General features: G+C 37.9%; 18 protein-coding genes. 8 read left to right on the top strand and 10 right to left on the bottom strand.

The annotated features are described in order from the left end of the window. Positions 1-227 precede the first annotated feature (227 nt). The 3 genes from A9Y75_RS15265 to A9Y75_RS15275 all read left to right on the top strand — a co-directional run bounded on the left by A9Y75_RS15265 (position 228) and on the right by A9Y75_RS15275 (position 4,131). On the top strand, positions 228-989 hold the full coding sequence (locus A9Y75_RS15265; RefSeq protein ID WP_071190397.1) for a DUF2993 domain-containing protein: 762 nt from the start codon (positions 228-230) through the stop codon (positions 987-989). 110 nt (positions 990-1,099) lie between these two features. Beyond that, entirely contained in the window at positions 1,100-2,794 is a 1,695-nt protein-coding gene (gene crtO, locus A9Y75_RS15270; RefSeq protein WP_071190398.1) for a beta-carotene ketolase CrtO, read from the top strand. Between the two features lie 224 nt (positions 2,795-3,018). Beyond that, positions 3,019-4,131: a saccharopine dehydrogenase NADP-binding domain-containing protein gene (locus tag A9Y75_RS15275; RefSeq protein WP_071190399.1), complete on the top strand. Its 1,113-nt coding sequence runs from the start codon at positions 3,019-3,021 to the stop codon at positions 4,129-4,131. Positions 4,132-4,180: 49 nt separating this feature from the next. Here A9Y75_RS15275 and A9Y75_RS15280 read toward each other — a convergent pair whose 3' ends face one another. Then, positions 4,181-5,479 carry a sodium:proton antiporter gene (locus A9Y75_RS15280; protein WP_071190400.1) on the bottom strand — a complete coding sequence of 433 codons (1,299 nt, stop codon included), beginning with the start codon at positions 5,477-5,479 and terminating at the stop codon, positions 4,181-4,183. Positions 5,480-5,632: 153 nt separating this feature from the next. On the opposite strand from A9Y75_RS15280, the gene A9Y75_RS15285 reads away from it, so the two are divergent. Beyond that, positions 5,633-7,000 (top strand): cytochrome P450, encoded by a 1,368-nt coding sequence (locus A9Y75_RS15285; protein WP_071190401.1) that lies wholly within the window; start codon positions 5,633-5,635, stop codon positions 6,998-7,000. Positions 7,001-7,297: 297 nt separating this feature from the next. Here the strand turns inward: A9Y75_RS15285 and A9Y75_RS15290 are convergent, their stop codons facing one another. From A9Y75_RS15290 to A9Y75_RS15320, 6 genes are all read right to left on the bottom strand, one after another. Continuing rightward, positions 7,298-8,647: a heterodisulfide reductase-related iron-sulfur binding cluster gene (locus A9Y75_RS15290; protein ID WP_071190402.1), complete on the bottom strand. Its 1,350-nt coding sequence runs from the start codon at positions 8,645-8,647 to the stop codon at positions 7,298-7,300. 82 nt (positions 8,648-8,729) lie between these two features. Next, entirely contained in the window at positions 8,730-10,043 is a 1,314-nt protein-coding gene (locus A9Y75_RS15295) for an FAD-binding oxidoreductase (RefSeq protein ID WP_071190403.1), read from the bottom strand. A gap of 138 nt (positions 10,044-10,181) precedes the next feature. Continuing rightward, entirely contained in the window at positions 10,182-10,928 is a 747-nt protein-coding gene (locus tag A9Y75_RS15300; RefSeq protein WP_071190404.1) for a Uma2 family endonuclease, read from the bottom strand. A 665-nt stretch (positions 10,929-11,593) separates the two neighbouring features. Continuing rightward, positions 11,594-12,724 (bottom strand): pentapeptide repeat-containing protein, encoded by a 1,131-nt coding sequence (locus A9Y75_RS15310; protein ID WP_143046427.1) that lies wholly within the window; start codon positions 12,722-12,724, stop codon positions 11,594-11,596. 85 nt (positions 12,725-12,809) lie between these two features. Then, positions 12,810-13,343, bottom strand: a complete 534-nt coding sequence (locus A9Y75_RS15315; RefSeq protein ID WP_071190407.1) for a transposase — start codon at positions 13,341-13,343, stop codon at positions 12,810-12,812. Between the two features lie 280 nt (positions 13,344-13,623). Further along, positions 13,624-14,982: an NAD(P)/FAD-dependent oxidoreductase gene (locus A9Y75_RS15320; protein WP_071190408.1), complete on the bottom strand. Its 1,359-nt coding sequence runs from the start codon at positions 14,980-14,982 to the stop codon at positions 13,624-13,626. Between the two features lie 335 nt (positions 14,983-15,317). On the opposite strand from A9Y75_RS15320, the gene ilvC reads away from it, so the two are divergent. Further along, positions 15,318-16,313 carry a ketol-acid reductoisomerase gene (gene ilvC, locus A9Y75_RS15325; RefSeq protein ID WP_015214206.1) on the top strand — a complete coding sequence of 332 codons (996 nt, stop codon included), beginning with the start codon at positions 15,318-15,320 and terminating at the stop codon, positions 16,311-16,313. Between the two features lie 271 nt (positions 16,314-16,584). Here the strand turns inward: ilvC and A9Y75_RS15330 are convergent, their stop codons facing one another. Further along, positions 16,585-17,820: a family 10 glycosylhydrolase gene (locus tag A9Y75_RS15330; RefSeq protein WP_071190409.1), complete on the bottom strand. Its 1,236-nt coding sequence runs from the start codon at positions 17,818-17,820 to the stop codon at positions 16,585-16,587. 471 nt (positions 17,821-18,291) lie between these two features. Here A9Y75_RS15330 and A9Y75_RS15335 point away from each other — a divergent pair, with 471 nt between their 5' ends. Genes A9Y75_RS15335 through A9Y75_RS15345 form a run of 3 tightly spaced genes read left to right on the top strand, consistent with a single transcriptional unit; the run spans position 18,292 to position 19,945 of the window. Then, the gene (locus tag A9Y75_RS15335; protein WP_071190410.1) at positions 18,292-19,068 is read left to right on the top strand and encodes a class I SAM-dependent methyltransferase; all 777 of its coding nucleotides are present in this window, start codon (positions 18,292-18,294) and stop codon (positions 19,066-19,068) included. Positions 19,069-19,105: 37 nt separating this feature from the next. Continuing rightward, positions 19,106-19,432, top strand: a complete 327-nt coding sequence (locus A9Y75_RS15340; RefSeq protein WP_071190411.1) for a cupin domain-containing protein — start codon at positions 19,106-19,108, stop codon at positions 19,430-19,432. A gap of 21 nt (positions 19,433-19,453) precedes the next feature. Further along, on the top strand, positions 19,454-19,945 hold the full coding sequence (locus A9Y75_RS15345; RefSeq protein ID WP_071190412.1) for a hypothetical protein: 492 nt from the start codon (positions 19,454-19,456) through the stop codon (positions 19,943-19,945). A gap of 24 nt (positions 19,946-19,969) precedes the next feature. Here the strand turns inward: A9Y75_RS15345 and A9Y75_RS15350 are convergent, their stop codons facing one another. Together A9Y75_RS15350 and A9Y75_RS15355 are read right to left on the bottom strand one after the other, a co-directional pair. Then, on the bottom strand, positions 19,970-20,668 hold the full coding sequence (locus A9Y75_RS15350; protein WP_071190413.1) for a Crp/Fnr family transcriptional regulator: 699 nt from the start codon (positions 20,666-20,668) through the stop codon (positions 19,970-19,972). After that, a partial coding sequence (locus A9Y75_RS15355; RefSeq protein ID WP_143046436.1) for an amidase family protein occupies positions 20,668-21,394 on the bottom strand: 727 nt, incomplete at its 5' end. The genes A9Y75_RS15355 and A9Y75_RS15350, both read right to left, overlap by 1 nt.

Raw genomic sequence — 21,394 nt, forward strand, 5'->3', positions numbered from 1 at the left:
AGTTGGTTTTCATATCAAGTCCGGCTAATTGCTGTTGAAAAAATTCTCCGCTTCCCAGTATTTAACCGGACATCATATCATTAAATACAGTTCAGTTCTTCTAAAAGAGAATGCACAGTATTGACCTATAATCTACCAATTGGGCTATGTCTCTTTATAGATACTCTTCTTAGGCACTAGCGTATACATTAGCCAGTAGTGGAAACTTAGAAGAGTCAAATTTGTTTATGCCTAAAAAGCCAAACTTTGAGGAAAAATTATTATCTCAGGAAGTTGAAAGAAGAATATCTGAGGAGTTAGATGAAGTAGAACAAATAGATATAGAGATAAAAACTGATATCGGGAAATTATTTCGTGGACAGGTAAATCAGGTTGCGCTTGCTGGTCAAGGGTTAGTAGTTCAAGACAAAATCCGCGTCCAGGATATAAAACTGCAAACAGATAGCATTTCTATCAATCCTTTAAGTGTGATATTGGGTCAACTAGAACTCAATGAAGCAGTAAATGCCGACGTTCGCATTGTTTTCACGGAAGCAGATATTAACGATGCCTTGACTTCAGAGGTGATTTACAGGTGGGTGAGACAATTTAAGTTGAATGTAGATGGTGAAATTGTCAGCTTTGAACCGCAAGAAATGCAGGTATTTTTACCCGGTGATGGCAAACTAGAATTTAAAGGTAAGGTATGGCTCAAAGAACAGGAGAATACTCATATCTTAGGTTATCATGCCATTGCTCATCCCCGAACTCAGACAAAACCCCCCATGTTGGCAAGTTTTCGTTGTACTGAAGGAGAAGGAATAAGAGTAGAATTAATAGCAGCTGCTATGCAAAAAGCTAAAGAAATAATCAATTTACCATACTTGGAGTGGGAAAATATGGTATTTTCTATCAAAGATATGGAAGTAAAAAAGGGTAGTTTAATCCTGATACTCAAAGCCCACATAAAGCAAATTCCTTCAATGGACACTATGCTTTATCCTGATTAGGATTCACTCTGGTAAATACTAATTTTTATAAATAACAAATCCTGTAAATTTATAAAAATATTCCTCATCTTGAAAACCTAGTTTATTTGAAAAAAACATAACTAACATTTATGCAAGAATATGATGTTGTCATGATCGGTGCAGGACACAATGGGTTAGTGTGTGCTGCCTATTTACTCAAAGCTGGTTATAGCGTTCTGCTACTAGAAAAGCGTTCTGTTCCCGGTGGTGCAGCCACAACTGAAGAATGTATCCCAGATCAAGCACCAGGGTTTAAATTTAACTTGTGTGCTATTGACCATGAATTTATTCATTTGGGGCCAGTTGTTGAAGAATTAGAACTGACAAAATACGGCTTGGAATATTTAGAATGTGACCCAGTTGTTTTTTGTCCACATCCAGATGGTAAGTATTTCTTAGCTCATAAATCCATAGAAAAGACTTGTACAGAAATCGCTCGTTATAATGAGCGTGATGCTAGGAAATATGCCGAATTTACAGATTATTGGCAACGGGCAATTAATGCCATGATTCCCATTTTCAATGCTCCACCCAAATCAGTTGTAGATATTTTTGGCAACTACAATATTCAGAAATTAAAAGATTTATTTTCTGTAGTAGGTTCTCCAAACAAAAGCCTGGATTTTATCCGCACTATGCTGAACAGTGCTGAGGATATTCTCAATGAGTGGTTTGATGAAGAATTTTTGAAAGCACCACTTTCTAGATTAGCATCAGAACTGGGTGCGCCACCTTCACAAAAAAACCTGGCAATTGGGGTGATGATGATGGCAATGCGTCATAATCCTGGTATGGCTAGACCGCGCGGAGGCACAGGTGCATTGGTGCAAGCATTGGTGAATTTAGTCACAAGTAAAGGTGGGGTAATTCTCACAGACCAGCACGTGGAAAAAGTTTTAATTGATGATGCTAAAGCTGTGGGAGTGAGGGTTGCAGGTGGTCAAGAATATCGAGCTAAATATGGAGTAATTTCTAATATTGATGCTCAACGTTTGTTTTTACAAATGACTGATAAAAGTGATATTGATGCAGTTGATTCTGAACTATGGGAAAGATTAGAACGGCGCATTGTTAATAATAATGAAACCATCTTAAAGATAGATTTAGCTTTAGATGAGCCGCTACATTTTCCCTACCATGAACACAAAGATGAATATCTCATTGGTTCAATCTTAATTGCCGATTCTATGAATCATGTAGAACAGGCTCATAGTAAATGTACATTAGGAGAAATTCCCGACTCTGACCCATCAATGTATGTGGTCATGCCTAGCGCTCTTGACCCTAGTTTAGCACCTCCAGGTAAACATACAGTCTGGATTGAATTCTTCGCTCCTTATCAAATTGCTGGTGCAGAAGGTACAGGTTTGAAAGGCACGGGTTGGACTGATGAATTGAAAAATCAAGTTGCAGATCGGGTAGTTGATAAACTAGCAACTTATTCGCCAAATTTGAAAAATTCCATTATTGCTAGACGTGTAGAAAGTCCAGCAGAATTGGGAGAAAGATTAGGTGCTTACAAAGGGAATTATTATCATATTGATATGACGATGGATCAAATGGTATTTTTCCGACCTTTGCCAGAAATAGCAAACTATAAAACCCCCATTGATAATCTATTTTTAACTGGTGCGGGAACACATCCAGGTGGTTCAATTTCGGGTATGCCAGGACGCAATTGTGCTAGAGTATTTTTGCAAACCAAACATCCTATTAGTCAGACTTTAAAGGATGCAGGAAATTCGCTTAAGTCTACTGTGGGTTCGGTGTTTGGGATTAGTTAGTTATAACTGAATGTAGGGTGCGTTACAGCGTTAATGCACCTATTTTCATAGATTACAATTTTGTAAATTGCTAGTGATTGATGATATATCAAACCTATTTTTATCAGTCCCAATAGGAGTAATTTGCAATTTCTTCTCTCTTCATAAGCAATTCATACTTGTTACCGATGACAAATAGGAATAAAAGCTGATGAAATAAGAATCACGTTACCTATACGGAAGTCATGAAAGACCGTGTTTTAATTCTAGGTGGACGAGGAAGGATTGGTAGCGCAGTTGCTAACGATATCCTCACTTACACAGAGGCGCAAATTACCATTACTGGACGTTCCCCAGAGACGGGAAAGGCTGTAAGCTTGTCTTCGGGAGGACGAGAGCAGTTTTTAGTTTTGGATTTGACCGAAGTTGACAAGTTGCGGGAAGCGATCGCACAATCGGATTTAGTCATTCACTGTGCCGGACCATTTCACTACCGAGATACTCAAGTTCTGGAAATTTGCATTGAACAAGGTGTGAATTATCTAGATGTTAGTGATCATCGTTCCTATACTAATAAAGCGTTAAATTTACACGAAAAAGCCGTGGATGCTGGAGTAACAGCAATTATTAACACGGGAATTTTCCCCGGTATTTCTAATAGCTTAGTCCGTCAAGGAATCGAGCAATTTGATGTAGCAGAAAAAATACATTTAAGTTATTTAGTTTCTGGTTCTGGTGGTGCTGGTGTTACCGTGATGCGAACCACATTTCTCGGTTTACAGCATTCTTTTCAGGCTTGGATAAATGGTGAATGGCGTTTAATTCAACCTTATTCTGATAGAGAAGATATTAACTTTCCACAACCCTTTGGAGTGAGTGGAGTTTACTGGTTTGATATGCCAGAAACAATCACATTACCCTATTCTTTTCCAACTGTGAAAACTGTAATTACTAAATTTGGCTCGATTCCAGATTTTTATAATCACTTAACTTGGATAGCTGCCCATATTTTTCCTAAATGGTTAATGCAGCGTCGATACATGATTGAATTTTTGTCTCATGTTAGTCATAGCATGACCGATTTTACCAATATTTTTACTGGAATTGGGGTAGCAGTGCGAGCAGAAGTAACAGGAAAAAAAGATGGGGAAACAGTAGTTTATGCTTCAACTTTATTGCATAATAATACTGCTGTTGCTTCGGGTATAGGTACAGGTAGTATTGCTAAATTATTACTAGAAGGTAAACTCAAACGCCCTGGAGTTTCACCTGTAGAAGCAGTATTAACTACAGAGTTATTCACACAAATTATGCAAGAACGGCAAATACAAATTAATTCCCAATGGGTGAAACTATAATATCACAATAATATCCAAATGTAAGCTTAAACATAGGCTTACAAAAAAACTATTCAAATTCATCAATTGTTGCATGAATATTAGACTTTGTGCGATTAGCAATATTGCTTTCATACCAATTCATTAAAGGAGTGGAACTAATTCCATGTACAATCACAGAAACGACAATAGTCGTGTAAGTTATCCAAGTAATTTGTTCAGCAGCCTCACCTTTTAAGCCGTTGCTTAAGCTAAAGGCAAGATAATATAAAGAACCTATACCCCTAATACCAAACCAACCAAATAGCAAGCGAGTTAGTGGATTGAAAGTTCGACGGTGAGAATTTAGAGGACGTTTACCAATGGTGCTAACCCATACGCCCACAGGTCGAATAACTAAAAATAATAAACTTATGACTAACAAAGATTGGGTAGCATACTTAAACATTGGCTCCCATAATAATATTGTTCCTAAGATCAAAATTAGACCAACTTCTAGCAGCTTTTCTAATCGCTCAATAAATTCTAATTGTGCCAGTGGCTTGTGGGGATTTGTGTAACTCCTTTGGACAGCTAACCCTGCCACAAATACTGCCAGAAATCCATAGCCATTAACAATTTCTGTTAAAGAATAAGTGAGTAAAATCGTGCTAATAGCAACAAAATCCTCCATCACAGCATCAGCAGGACGATATTTTTGAATTTTTTTATCAATCCATACTATGGCTATGGAAACAATCAGTCCCATAACAATACCAGATGCGATCGCCCAAATTACATCAACTGCAACCCAATTTCCCAACCAATTATGCCAATTACTATCTTTGAGGGCATAAATACCAAAATAAACAAAAGGAAAAGCTAAAGCATCATTTAATCCTCCTTCAGAAGTTAAACCAAAGCGTAACTCATCATCGTCATTTGTATCTGTCAACTGCACCTCTGAGGCTAATACAGGGTCAGTTGGCGCAAGAATTGCACCTAATAAAATCGCCTCTCCCCAATTCATCCCCAACCATAACTTTCCAACAGCAGCCAGGGAAAAAATGGAAATTGGCATTAATAATGCAATCAGTCTCACCGTAATATTCCACAACCTCCATTTCAGGGGTGTAACTATTTTTAAGCCACAACTAAATACAGAAACAATAACGACAAATTCAGTTAGTCTTTCTAGTAATTCGGCATTGAAGAATTCATCACGACGTAATTGAATCAGTCTTAAGCCATAAGGCCCCAAAAAAAACCCTACCATTAGGTAGATCATTGCAAAAGAAAGAGGTAAACGTGAAATCCAACCTGACCCTAAAGTCACAATCAGTAAGAGTAGACCAATTACCAACAAATCAAGAATATAAATATCTATCATTGATTTTTGTATAAAAAATAATTACTCCTCTGCAAATGTAGTCGAAGTTACTTTTAGGTATAAATAACCTAAAGGTAGATTTTGTGGAAATTTTTGGCATTTCTTGGTAGATTTGTTAGCCTAGTGAGAAAATAATTTATAGTAATTTTTGCCATGCAATTACCTGGTGAGTCCCAAACCTCAAGATTTATGCAGCGTCTACAATGGGTTTTCAATCCTTTGCAACTGATGGAAACATCTGCAAAAACCCATGGTGACTTTTTTACCCTGAGACTGACTACCGAACAACCATTAGTTTTTATTAGTAACCCCGAAGCAATTCAGGAAATTTTTACAACGCCACCAGAATATTTTGATGCGGGGAGGGGAAATAAACTGATCAAACCTTTAGTTGGCGAAAACTCTTTGTTATTGTTAGATGGCGTACCTCACCAACGCCAAAGACGGCTATTAACACCGCCTTTTCATGGAGAAAGAATGAAAGCCTATGGTCAAATTATCACTGATATGACTAAACAAGTTATCAGTAATTGGCAAATTGGCGAACCTTTTTCAGTGCGGGATTCTATGCAAGAAATTTCCCTGAGAGTGATTTTACAAGCTGTGTTTGGTTTGAGTGAGGGAGAACGTTTAACAAGATTGCAAAAACTGACGGCTTCCTTGTTGGATTTATCAGGTTCTCCATTGCGTTCTGCTGTCACCTTTTTCCCTGCATTGCAAGTAGATTTGGGTGCTTGGAGTCCTTGGGGAATATTTTTGCGTCGCAGAGAAGAAATTTACCAACTCCTCTACACCGAGATTCAAGAACGCAGAGATAATTTTGATGCCTCTCGCAGCGATATTCTTTCCTTAATGATGTCAGCGCGGGATGAGAATGGTGAAGCAATGACAGATGTAGAATTACGTGATGAGTTAATGACTTTATTATTTGCAGGTCATGAAACTACAGCGTCAGCTTTAACATGGGCATTATACTGGATTCATCATTTACCAAAAGTCCGGGAAACTCTACTAACTGAGTTAAATTCGCTGGGTAAAAATGCCGATTTCAATGAAATTTTTCGCTTGCCTTATTTGACTGCTGTTTGTCAGGAAACTTTACGCTTTTACCCAATTGCGATGATTACTTTACCCCGCATGGTGAAGACACCGACAAAAATTATGGGTCATGAATTTGAGCCAGGTGTATTACTTACGCCTTGTATATATTTAACTCATCGCCGCCCAGATTTATATCCAGAACCGGATCAATTTAAACCAGAACGCTTTTTAGAACGGCAGTATTCACAATATGAATATCTCCCTTTTGGTGGTGGTAATCGTACCTGTATTGGTATGGCATTTGCAATGTTTGAAATGAAGCTGGTTTTAGCTACAATTATGTCACATTTAGATTTAACTTTGGTTGATAATATTGCCGTCAAACCTATCCGCAGAGGAGTAACTTTAGCGCCTTCTGGTGGTAAGTGGTTGGTGTCTACTGGTAAGCGGGAAAGGGTGAAGATTTCAGTTGGGGTTTAGTGAAATAAAACTTACAAAAAAATCTCCAATTTGTAGGGTGGGTTAGGCACACAACATAAGATCATAAAGATCAAAATTTGCTCCCGTTGCGACGTAACCCACCATTTATACTGGTAAGGAAGGGTGGGTAAAGGTGGGTTAGCGAAGCGCAACCCACCCTACAGTCTCTACAGTTTTTTGGTAATTCATTTTTTGGTGTTCCCTAAAACTACAAAAATAGTAGAAGTTTAAAAATTGCTGTGTAGAGACATATCAGAAAACGTCTCTACATAGGTTTTTTAGGTTGAAAGTGAGATTCTAAATCTCCAACTTCACACCCTGAATTGAATAATCTAACAACTCCATTGGGTGCATTACTGAAATTTTCTTATCCTCTAAATACTTACTAATTTGTAAACTACATCCAGGATTTGGAGAAGCAATTAACTCAGCACCAGTATTTAATAAATTTTGTACTTTTTGCTTACCTAATTCTTCAGCTACTTCCGGTTGCAGCATATTATAAACACCTGCACTACCACAACACAAAGCCGCATCTATTGGTTCTCTTAAAGTCACTCCTGGAATTTTTCTTAATAACTGACGAGGTTGAACACTAATCTTTTGTCCATGTAATAAATGACAAGCATCTTGATAAACTAAAGTCAAAGGTTTATCAGTTAAAGGTGAAAGTTTAGCAGTTAAACCCACATTAATTAAAAACTCTTGTGCATCTTTAACCTTCCCTGCAAATGCCTTTGCTTTTTCGGCATATTCTGGATCATCAGCTAAAATGTGACCATATTCTTTTAAAGTATGACCACAACCAGCCGCATTAATAATGATAAAATCAACATTAGTATCAGCAAAACTATCAATCATTTGTCTTGCTAAAACCTTCGCTTGTTCAGTTTGTCCTTGATGTTCTGGAAGTGCAGCACAACAACCTTGAGATTTAGGAATAATTACTTCACAACCATTTGCAGTTAATACTCTCACCGTTGCTTCATTGACAGGAGAGAAAAACAGCCGTTGCACACATCCTAAAATTACGCCAACACGATATCTTTTTTCACCTTTAGCGGGGATGACATCCGGTAAATTATCCTGAAAAGACCTGAGAGTAATTTCTGGTAAAATAGATTCCATTGCTGCTAACCGGGGAGATATGGCTTTAATTAACCCAGTAGCTTGCAATAACTTAGAAACTCCCAACTTTTGATAAACCAATAAAGGAAAAAGTAAAATTCTTAAAAGATCAGGGTTGGGAAACAGAGAAAAAATCAATTGACGCACTAACTTATCAGGTAAACTGCGGTTATAATTCCTCTCCACCTGATGCCGAGTTGCCGAAATTAACTTATCATACTGCACACCAGAAGGACAAGTTGACACACAAGCCAAACAACCTAAACAAGAATCAAAATGTTCAACAGTTGCCGTATTTAAAGCAATTTCACCCTCATTAATAGCATCCATTAAATAGATGCGTCCTCTGGGTGAATCCATCTCCTTACCTAACACTCGATAACTAGGACAAGTAGAAAGACAAAAACCACAATGAACACAACTATCAATCAACTTTGGATCTGGAGGATGACTTTCATCAAAACCCTTTAAATTCTTAATACTAGCAACATTATTAACAGCACCATCTGAAACTTGCATTTCTCTTTCCCCTCTTAACTTCTCGTTTTTTTGCGCCTATCCCTACGGGACGCTACGCGAACGCGGTTCATTCTCTTAAAACTTAAATCCCACCCACAAACCGACCAGGACTTAAAATATAATTACCATCAAACTGTTCCTTAATGCCCCGCATAATATGTAAAGCATTACCAGTATACCCCCACGCATCCAATCTTTTTTTGATTTCCACTGGTGCAGCCAAAACACTTAAAAACCCATAATTAGATTGACATAAATCACGCAAATTCAAAACTTGACTTTCATTTTCTAAACTTACCAAACCTAAACCGCTACTAAGGTGAATCAAACCCATTTCTATCTGATTAATAACCTCAACTGCCGTAGTTGGTAATACTCCTATTTTGCAAGTAATTAGAGAATTTGTAACATCAGCATGGATTTGTTCTGGTAATCGTTGCCATAGATAAGCTTCATTTTCTGCTGAACAAATTGTCCCATCTAATCCTAATTGTTGCCCAATTGCCAAAAGTCGGTTTGACTGTTCTTTCACACTTTCGTTAATACTTTGAAACCGGGTAATTAATCCTAATCCTTCCCCTAAACCTAAATTATAAACCAACTTATTTGATAATAAATCTGCTTGAGTTGGTGTTAACTCAGAACCTTGCAAAATTGTAGCAGCTTGGGATATTGCTTCAGCTTTACCAGTTAATATTACCGTTGCTGATGTTTCTGGTAGTGGATAAACTCGAAAAGTGACTTGGCTGATAATTCCTAAAGTACCGTAAGAACCGGTGAATAATTTCATTAAGTCATAACCAGCAACATTTTTTACTACCCTTCCTCCAGCTTTGGCAATTTGTCCATCTGCACGGATAAAAGTTATACCTAAAAGTTGGTCACGCACACCTCCATAACGTTGACGCAGAGAACCTGTATCCCCAGTAGCGACGATACCGCCAATGGTGGCTGAAGTGGGTGTAGCAGGGTCTAGGGCTAACGTTTGGCGAGATTTTGCTAAAATTTCCTGAAGATGGGCAAATTTCATCCCTGCTTCGACGGTGACGGTTAAATCACCAACAGCGTGTTCTATAAGTTGGTTAATGCGTTCGGTACTAACGACAATATCAATATTTTTAGCTAAACCACCCCAGTTGATTTTACTCGCATTACCACAGGGGAGAACACGCCATTTATTACGGTTAGCAGTGGCTATGACAGCGGCTAATTCTGCTTGGGTGTGGGGATAAACGATACAACTGGGATGGCTTTTGGAGTCTATCGCCTGCTGGATACGTTGTTGCTGACTGGGTTCGAGATTTTCCCAAGGTAAGACAGCGTTTTCTGTGTTGATAATAGATGCTAGGGTAGATGCGTAGACAGTTTGTGTCTTTTCGTTAGACATCGCATTCATCAGTTTATTTTTTATATCCTCTTTAACTAATGTACTGGTTATTGTGAACAAATATGGGAGGCAGAGCCTCTTGATGGCATTCCCAGTCAGAGACTGGGAACGAGGGATAATACACACATAAAGAGGAAAGTAGGTAAATTAATCTAAATCAGGTTCAACACCAAGCGATCGCAGTTGGGCTATTAATCTTTCTGTTTTCTGTCTTTCTTGTTCTAACTTTTGTCTTTCTTGTTCTGCTGGAGTTAACACCCAATTACCATGTTTATCATACCAACGCAACCAAGGCATATTTACATTTTTATAACTTCCTTGCCAGACTCCTAAACCTAATTCTATTTCTGGTATCCAAAAACGGAAATCTGATAAACTTACTTCAGCATAACGAGCGCCAGTTAACTGAAACATCCTAAACTCAGATTGATAACGGTCAAAGATGGCGTAATAGGGTACTCTTAAAATTTGCTCGTAAACTTCCCATTTACCAGGTGGTTTTTCCACATCTCGCAATGTTTGTCCTAAATCTTCTTTTTCTGTTCCTGGTGAGAGTAATTCAACTACAATATAAGGATTAACTGCTTCTTGCCAAACTACATAACTTAACCGCAAATCTCTGTTGTCATAAAGAGAGGGAACACCTAAAACGGCAAACCAATCAGGGCGTTTATACCAAAGTGGGTGACGAGAATCATAATAAAGATTCATATCACTGACTGTAAATATTTGGTCGCTAGGATAGTTAGGTGGACGGAATGTTTCTGATAACAATTGTGGTTGCAATAAATGAAATTGATCTGGCAAACCAGGTTCCTCCGGGTCTTCGCTAGGAAGATCATACATTGTAGGTAATGTTTCTTTAGGGGAAAGTGGCGGATCTGTTTGATACATTCTTGACAGTCCTAAAGATAGAATTTCTATTTCTATTATGTAGCAAGATAATATGGTATTTGAAGATTACTGGAGATTTTCAGAAATTGTATTTTGTCAGAATCAGGATGTCCAGGATTTGAGGATGAACAGGATGTTGTTTGAAACTAAAAATTAAAAATTGTCAGAATCAGGATAACCAGGATTAAAGGATGAACAGGATAAAACTTGAGGCAGATCCTTTAAAATAGCATTCCCAGTCTCCAGACTGGGAACGAGTTATACAGATGATCAAGCTTCACAAAACCAATACAAACACCAAATCTATTGATTGAATAAGGGATAATATGTACTTAGGGATAGGAGTACCATGACAAGACCAACAATAAATGACATAATACGACCTGGTGTGTCTAATATTGTTTCAGAGGTTTTAGATAAAAAACCTGCAAACATAAAAAATGACCCAATCAGCAATAAAATAGCTGCGAAAATAAATTTCATTTTCAAATCCTCTAGTCGCAATTATTCATTTAGAGTAACAAAATGTTATTTCGCTGTAAAGTGGAAATACTCTCTCATCAATGAATCAAGGTAAATAACTATTCAGTTACTCAATTTGTTTTTACTTGTTACTCGTTCTTAGTTTCCTGGTGGGAAGGAGAATATACAAGAATCAAATCTTTCTAATCATGAATTGATCCGTCTGGCATCATAGCACCTTTTAGATTAGCTTCTGTGATGTTAGCTGCTGTGAGGTCAGCTTTTATGAGATTGACTCCTCTGAGATTGGCTCTTGTGAGGTTTGCTCTTCCAAGTTTTATCCAGAAGAGTTTAGCGTCTTTAAGATTAGCTCCTATGAGATTAGCTCCTTCAAGGTTAGTCATTTGAAGTTCGGCTTCTTCAAGATTAGCTCCTTCAAGATTAGTCATTTGAAGTTCGGCTTCAATGAGGATGGCTCTTTTGAGGTTTGCTCTTCTGAGTTTTGCCCATAGGAGTTTAGTTTCTCTAAGGTTAGCTCCTTCAAGACTAGCTCCTTCAAGATTAGCTTCTTCAAGATTAGCTTTTTCAAGATTAGCTTCTAGAAGGTTAGCCCCTTCAAGGTTAGCTCCTTTAAGTTTAGCCCCTCGAAGATTGGCATTGCTAATATTAACATTACTTAAATCAAGCCTTTTATTTTCTGGATCTGGATGTTCGCGTCGTCCAATTACAGTGAGAGATTCTTGAATATCAAGTCGAAGTTTTGGTAATTCTTCTATCTCTTTTTCCTTTTGAGTATTTAGCAATTCATCTATTAACGGTTTTTTATCCTGTGACTTCTCCTCTTTTTTAACAGGTGCATTCTCACGCACAAAAGCTGTAAGAACTTCCATAATTGTCCATTGATCTTTTTCTGAATCTTTGGCAATTCTTTCTAGAGTATAAATCGCGCCTAATCTGACTTCAATTTTTTCACTCGCAAGCTGTTCTATGGCTTTAGCAAAGCGTTCTGTAATTTGCTTATCTTGTGCAATTTCAGCATTTTTATTAGCAGCAATCGCACTTTCATTAGCAGCCTTAGCACTTTCTTCCATAGCGTATGCACGCTTGGCTGCAAAGAAAATATTAATAAATACTGCAATTCCACCAATAAATAAGCCAGCAGTTTTTAAAATTTCCACCACGTATTCATATTTTTCTTTTACTAATTCTATCCTCTCAGTAGTTAAAATAATTGCAATTGAATATATTACAACTAAAATAGGTATAGCAACAATTACTACCACTGCGGCTATCAACCAATTTCTTTTTATATCGTTTAGATCATCGTTAGACATAATATTAATTCTATTCCCTAAATACACAATTCCTCGTTCCCAGTCTCTGACTGGGAATGCTATCATGAGGCTCTGCCTCAATATCTCACAAATCAATCAAATCCACTTCTAATAAACTCGGTAATCCCATATAATTACGATAACTAGAATAACGCCAATGAGCCGGATCATCAACATAACCACGTCGCACCGGATTATTGTGCATATACTCTAATTTCTGCCTCAACATTTCCTCATTTAAAATCGCCTGGGGATGAAACCCTTCTTGCCACAGTTGATACTCTTGTTTTATCTTATGTTTTATTTTATAAAACTCCAGTTGACCAAGTATATATTCAGCTTTATTTTTATGAAGTAAATCAATAATAGAACGGGCAGTGAATGATTTAAAATTACCTATTTCTTTAGATAGATTTGCAGCCGCAGCGATAAGATGAAGATGATTTTCCATGATGACGTAACCATACAATGTCATACGCTGCTGTCGTTGCAGAAAGTTGAGGGAATCTATAATAATTTTAACAAGTTCAGTTTGTCCAAATAATGGCATCCAATTGACTATTGTGCTGGTTATAAAGTGTGGTTGGGTTCCTAATACATGATAGCGGCTGCGTCCCATTGATTGATTTGGTTTGGTAGATGTGGTGATTTGATTTTAATATGGGACGCAGAAGTTATACATCGTATTATTAACGATAATTAGGAAATATAGCGGTATGCACTTGAATGAAATACATCATAGTCCCCTCATCGCTTGCGGGGAGGGGGTTGGGGTGGGGTTCATGTATCTCACTCAACCGAGAACCGCTATATGAGATACATGAATTCTTGATTTCGAGTTTTTGGGAGGCAGAGCCTCTTGATGGCATTCCCAGTCGGAGACTGGGAACGAGGGATAACTACACATTTAACGGTTGTCTAGTTTTCACTGGTTGATAATGTTCATTATTTTCAATTGGTACAGATGAAATAATTTCTTTCCCTGTAATCAATCTCGCGCCACGATTGCGGGTAAAATAATTCCAAACCCATTGAATCATCACAACTAATTTGTTATCAAATTCAATGAGGAAGTAAATATGAATAAATAGCCAAACAAACCACGCGAGGAAACCTTTAAGTTTGATGAAACCTAAATCAACAACTGCGGCGTGTTGCCCAATCATTGCTAAACTGCCTCTATCCACATAGTTAAATTGTGGTAGGGTTTCACCTTTAAGGCGTTTCTGAATTAGTTTAGCTACATATTCCCCTTCTTGCATCGCTACTGGTGCAACACCAGGTAAGGGTTTACCATTTTGATGGGCAAAATTTGCTAAGTCACCAACTACAAAAATGTTGGGATGTCCTTTAATACTTAGGTCTGGTTCAACGATAACACGCCCGGCGCGATCGCTCTCTACTCCAGTTCGTTCTGTCAAAACTTTCCCCATAGCCGAGGCTTTCACTCCCGCAGCCCACAATACTGTTTTCGCAGCTATCTCTTTAACATCTTCACCTTGTTTGATAGTCACAATATCATCAGCAATATTGGTAACTAAGGTTTTTGTCTGGACATTTACGCCTAATTGTGTTAAGGAAGTTTCTGCTTCTTGGGATAATTCTGGGGCAAAAGGTGGGAGAATGCGATCCATACCTTCTAAAAGTAAAATTTGCGCTTCTGATGTGTCGATGTTGCGGAAATCTTCTTTCAGGGTTTTGGTTGCCAATTCTGCGATCGCACCAGCTAATTCTACACCAGTCGGACCACCACCTACAATTACAAAAGTTAACCAAGCTTGGCGTAGTACCGGATCAGTTTCTTTTTCAGCGGCTTCAAACGCCATAAAAATCCGGTGACGCATTGCAATTGCATCTTCCACAGTCTTCAAACCGGGTGCAAATTTCTCCCAGTCATCTTTCCCAAAATAAGAATGCTTCGCACCCGTAGCCACAATTAACGTGTCATACGCTACTGCTTCACCGCTAACAATTACCTGTTGTGCGTCAGGATTAATATCATCAACTTCACCCAACAGCACTTTTGTATTTTTACTTTTGCTGAGAACAGAACGCAAAGGTGAGGAAATATCCGCTGGAGACAAAGCACCCGTAGCTACTTGGTACAAGAGTGGTTGAAATAGATGAAAATTGCGTTTATCAATCAGGGTAACGTTGACATTAGCTTTAGCTAGGCTTTTTGCCGCATAAAGTCCACCAAAGCCACCACCAACTATCACTACCTGATGTCGTGGGTTATGATCATGTAACTCAACCATAAGAAATGTTTCCTTGCATTACCGATGCTGTAACTATTCTTAACAAATTTGTATCAAAGTTATCATAAATATTTCTGTTTATGTTGAACACCTTAAAAAAAAATTAAAGTATTCATAATTTCCACATAAAAGTAAAATTTTTTTTCTATAAGATTTTATTTAGATACAGATAAGTATAGTTAATATCAACTTATCCCTAGTCAAGGGCAAAAAATATACCTAGATGTGTCTTCAACAAGATTCTGACCTAGAGTATTTATTTTGGTAACACAATTTGGGGTAAAATCAAAAGTCTGCCAATTTTATAACTATGCTTGCGGACAGGAGATGCTTCTATGGCGCGGATGTATTATGATGAAGATGCCAATTTAGACCTTTTGGCTGGAAAAACGATTGCTATTATTGGTTATGGTTCACAAGGTCATGCCCACGCCCTTAACTTAAAAGACAGTGGTGTAAATGTAATTGTAGGATTATATCCCGGTAGTAAGTCAACAGCAAAAGCCGAAGCTGCTGGCTTGACTGTGAAAAATGTAGCTGACGCTGCAAAAGCTGCCGATTTCATCATGATTTTATTACCTGATGAAGTGCAGAAAACAATTTACAAAAACGAGATTGAACCAAATTTAGAAGCAGGAAATGTTTTAGCCTTTGCACATGGCTTTAATATTCACTTTGCACAAGTTGTCCCTCCGGCTGATGTTGATGTGGTAATGGTTGCACCTAAAGGGCCAGGACACTTAGTACGTCGGACTTACGAACAAGGACAAGGTGTACCTGCTTTATTTGCAGTTTATCAAGATGCTACAGGCAAGGCACGCGATCGCGCAATGGCTTATGCTAGAGGTATCGGTGGTACACGCGCAGGTATTCTGGAAACTACTTTCCGTGAAGAAACCGAAACCGATTTGTTTGGTGAACAAGCAGTATTGTGTGGTGGTTTGAGTGCTTTAATCAAAGCCGGTTTTGAAACCTTAGTTGAAGCAGGTTATCAACCAGAACTAGCTTATTTTGAATGTCTGCACGAAGTCAAATTAATTGTTGACTTAGTTGTAGAAGGTGGTTTAGCTACCATGCGCGATAGTATTTCTAATACCGCCGAATATGGTGATTATACTCGTGGGCCAAGAGTCGTTACTGCTGACACCAAAGCAGAAATGAAGAAAATCTTGAGCGAAATTCAATCTGGACAATTTGCGCGGGAATTCGTATTAGAAAACCAAGCTGGTAAACCAGGTTTCACCGCAATGCGTCGTCAAGAAGCAGAACATCCTATTGAGGAAGTTGGTAGAGATTTACGCGCCATGTTTAGCTGGTTGAAAAAAGCATAATTTTGGAGAATTGGGAATTGGGAATTAGTGAAAAATTATAGCGGTATGCACTTACCCTTGGTAAATCATAGCCCAATACTGTTAAGTTAAGAGTTTTTCGGACACTACAGATAACGAAATTTCAATGGTTTCAAGCCATCCTGATTTCACTAACTTAACAGTACGTATTGCATCATAGCCCCCTCCTCGCAAGCGAGGAGGGGGTTGGGGGTGGGGTTAAAAGTATCTCACTCAACCAAAAACCGCTATATGACTCCTGACTCCTGACTCCTTATTTACTATTTTTTTTAATCAAATTGTTGACAGTAGAAGCCGTTTCTTCAGGTTTTCCAGATCCAGGAAAAACTAAAACACTCTTAACTTCCGGGTTATCTAATAATGCTTGTAAACGATGAAATTGTGGTTCACTAATAGCAATACCATGATAATTTTTGACATAATTTAATTCTTCTTGGAAATTAGCATCATTATAAACCTGAATAAAGACTCTATCCACATTCCATTTTTCCCAATCAGCCGCAAAATATCGTTTAGCCCAATAAGGATTATGATGACAAATATCAAAACTAACTGATGAATTAGCTTTTTTCATGCCCGTAATCATTTGCTGCACAAAAGTAGTTAACTTAGCAGTGCGATCTACTTTTCCTGGTAATTCAGCATGATAACCTAAATAATCATCCCATTGCACAGCGTCAATTTTTGGATACCTTTGTACAAACTCGACTAAAATATTTTTAAAGAAATTCGCAACTTCAGGAATTTCTACATCAAGCACATAATGTTCTATGGCAGAATAGGTTTTATCTACACCAGGAACCACCCATTTTTTCTCAATTGCTAAATCAAAAATAGGGCTATTTTTATCTATTTTAATTCCTTTCTCAAAATAAGCGTGAACCTGCATTCCCTGTTTATCAGCTTCATCAATTAACCAATCTAACCATTGATCTTGAAACAGATTTGGACAACTTTTATAACCGAGAGTTTGCTGCATTACCTTACTATTGTACATAGTACAACCATTACCCCAAACACCATGAATAATAGTATTAAATCCTTGAGAGCGATAATAACGGACTCTTTCACGAATCTTTTTTTCATCGGCATTATTAGTAACTTGATAGCGACTTAAATAGATGCCTCTAATTATTTTTTTCTCCCAAGGATTTGCCGGTAATGGTGCTGTTTTCGGTATGCTAGGTTTAATGGGAGTTAGTTGATTATTAGGAGTAATTTTAGCAATGCTTGATGCAGCAGGAGAAGGAATTTTTGTAGGAGTTGCTTGAGGTATTGGGACAATAATTGGTGCAGGATTTGCTGTAATATTTGGTGTAAAATTGACGATAGGATTAGTGATTTGTTGAGCTTGAGATACAAGTTTACTTACATCTATATTGTTTCTCTGGGTAAACAACCAATAACCCCCTGCGAAAATAATTAGTATTACAGAAAAGGGAATATTGGCACATCCACATCCACTTGGTTCTTTTTTCTGGTTCGACATAATATGATGATTGGCTAGTTTTTTAAACTATTACTATTAAATAGTCATTGAGTCAATTAATAATGAGATACAGTTTAGGGTATGTAATTTACGGTTAAGAGTCAAAAATCGTAACTTTACTTTACCTAAAAGGTGACTAATTTATTTTATCTACCACGATATTTACCAAATCAAGTTAATTTAATTTTCTCTTGTTGTCTATATCAACTTATAAATCAACGTTCAGAAATTGGCGTATTTTCATAACCACATATTTAACGCTTTGCTCAAATGATTTGTCAAAAATTAATTTTCCCCCAGCTTAACCCATCATTATCCTTTAAGTTGATGGTGCGTTACGGACTTTAGCGCTAATACACCCTACAAATTGAAGATTTTTTTTATTTGTAAGCCCCTTCCTTGAGCTACCTCAAAGACAACGTGATAAAATTCTGGCAGATTGGGGATAGAACAACTTCAGAGGTCAGATAGATGACCAACACTATCCTTAATTTCTCAACTGCTTCAGGATACCAAGTTTTAGCAGCAGCAGGTAAAAAATATTTACGTCCCGGTGGACACAAAGGTACAGAAAAATTATGCCAATGGGCTAATTTTCAACCAGGTGAGACAGTTTTAGAATTAGCTTCTAGCTTTGGTGATAGTGCTATTTCTTTGGTTCAACGCTACCATGTAAGGGTAGTGGGAATAGAAAAAAACCCTGAAAGTGTAGCTAGTGCGCGTGCTAATATTCGTGCTGCTGGCTTAGAAAATGAAATTGAAATTATTGAAGGTGACATTTTCCACCTGGATAAAATTCCAGGAAAGTTTGATTACGTTTTCGCTGAAGCTATTCTGACAATGCAATCTCCACCGGGGAAAGCCAAGCTGTTAACAGAAATTCACAACCGACTTAAACCGGGAGGTAAATTTCTCTCCCATGAATTATTAGCTAATGACAAAGAAGCAGAAATTAGTGCAGATTTAGCGCAGGTAATTCGAGTTAATTCTACACCTCTTTCAGCAACTAACTGGATTCAGGTTTTTACACAAGCAGGATTACAAGTACAGAAACATGAAATCGGTGCTATGGGTTTACTGAATTGGTGGCGAATGTTGCAAGATGAAGGCATTATCAACACCATGCGGATTTTCTGGAATATCTTAACACAGCCAGCTATCCGCCAACGGGTTTTAGAAATGCGTCATGTTTTCCATAAGTATCAGCAAGAACTAGGCTACATCCTTATATGTGCTGTTACTGATTAATATCTTGACACTTTGGAAATTTTACTCTTACATTGATATGAGTTCTACTGTCACCCAACTACAAGAACAAATTGAATATCCCCGTGCGGGAGTTTTCAGCAAAGTCCTGGCAAAAGATACAGCTTGTCAATACACACTCTTTTGTCTAGCAGCTAACACCGAAATTTCAGAACATACCTCTACGCGCAATGCTACTGTCAATGTCTTAGAAGGTAGAGGTTTACTAACTTTATCAGGGGAAAATATTAAATTAGAACCTGGAGTTTTTGTTTTTATGCCTGCTAACGCACCTCATGCTTTACAGGCTGAATCTAATCTATCATTTCTGCTTACACTTTCTGAAAAAGCAGCAGATATTAATTAATTATTTTTGGAGATTTCTCAAATGTCATCACTAATTTCCACCTTCACCCAAAATTTAGCTTTTTCTGCACCAGAAATAGAAGCAATTCTTTCCACACCTTTAAATGAGGTACTGAATTCACCACAATTAAAACAAGAATTAGACAGTTTAGATATTAAATTGCTGCGAGAAACTTTACCTACAGCAGGTGCAGTTTTAGCTACACATTTACCACCTTTTTATAACTGGCTAAAAAATGAATTAGGAGTTCAGCGTGTTCCTGACAGTCCAGATCATACAACAAAATGGGTAATTGGTTTTCTCAATAATCAAGAAAGTATCAATCACCTCGTTGAGTTACATCGTCCAGTTCCACACGCAGCTTTAGAACAGGCTGTTCCTCGTTTGGTGGGTTTATTTGATGGTGTGGAAGATATTACAGTACGCAAGGAATGGGAAAAGGCTGTTGCCGCACTTTGTTTGGTTTTAGTTGTTGATGCCCGTGAACAAGAAAAACTTGCCACAGTAGGTTAATTGTTTTGGTGGGCATTGCCCACCCTACTCAATTTTACCATCGGCAATATCGTTTAAGTTATGAATATTAATTATCGTGATTTCTCCACCTCGATGATAGGCAATTGTAGAGTTGATACTTTTAATTAATCGCACACATTCTTCATAGGTAATACCAATACTCCGCGCCATGCGATAATAAGATAAACTTTCTTTTAACCTTTCACCTTTTGGTGTGGTTTCTGTTCCCGATGTAGTTGCAAAATATTGAATTAATCTGGCAAGTCTAATAATTGCCCTTTCGGAAACTAAGCCGTGAACTGTTTCATGTAATTGCTGAATGCGGTTATTGAAAACTACTAACATTCGCAAAGCAATATCAGGCTTTTGTTGAATCGCTGTTAATAAAGCATTTCTTTCAACAGTGATAATTTCACAATCAGATTCTGCGGTGACAGTGGCTGGAGAAATGCCATTACCTAACAATGCAGGTGCGGCGAAAATTTCCCCAGTTCCTAAGTTGCGAAGTATTGTTTCTTTACCTGTGGTTGCTGTTTTACTAACTTTAATTACTCCACTGGCAACAGCATATAATTTAGCAGGTAAGAAATCACTTTCATGAAAAATTATCTCCCCTTTTCCATAATTTTTCACCACAGTATAAGGTTGCAGACTTAGTTGATCTGTGGTTTCTAAGTCTGCAAACACTTTAATTTGAGCAATTTGTGCTAAGGAAGCTTGCATTATAGGGCAAATGCGGGACGATGTTGAATCCAAGGATTAGCGGCTTCTAATTGCGCTGCGAGACTAATTAAAGTAGACTCAGCGGCTGGTTTACCCATTAACTGCACACTCATGGGTAAGCCGTTACTATCAAAACTGACAGGAATGGCGATCGCAGGTAATCCAGTTGCATTGGCTACAGGACAAGGTGCAACCCAGTTAACAATATTTTCAAATGCCTCTTCTGGACTCAAATTTGCCCATTCACCGACGCGAATGGGTGAATGTAAATAAACTGGCAATACCAGCACATCAAAAGTATCGAAAAACGCGATAATTTGCCGTGAAACTATCTGCATTTTGGCAACTGCTTGTAAATACTCAGCCAAAGAACTGCTTCTAGCTAATAACCAGCGATTCACCGGCTGCAACGCTTCTGCTGGAAGCCCTGCTGCTGCTATTCCAGATTGCCAGACAATTTGAAATGGTTCAACTAAACTGCTGAAATCTGGGCATTTTTCTTCTATTTGATGTCCAAATTTTGCTAGTAATTCGACTGTTTGCAAAACCCCTTGTTGACAGTTAGCGTCTGCTGTTCCCAAGGGAAGAATGCTGGTACTAAAAGCAATTTTTAAATTATCGGTTTTTTGTTGAGTTGCTGCCAGAAATGAGGGTTCAGGATCTGGCAACCAATAAGGATCACCGGTAAAATAGCCAGAGATAACGTCTAACATAGCGGCTGCATCA

The sequence above is a fragment of the Trichormus sp. NMC-1 genome (assembly GCF_001858025.1).
In the GTDB taxonomy this organism is placed as follows: Bacteria; Cyanobacteriota; Cyanobacteriia; order Cyanobacteriales; family Nostocaceae; genus Anabaena.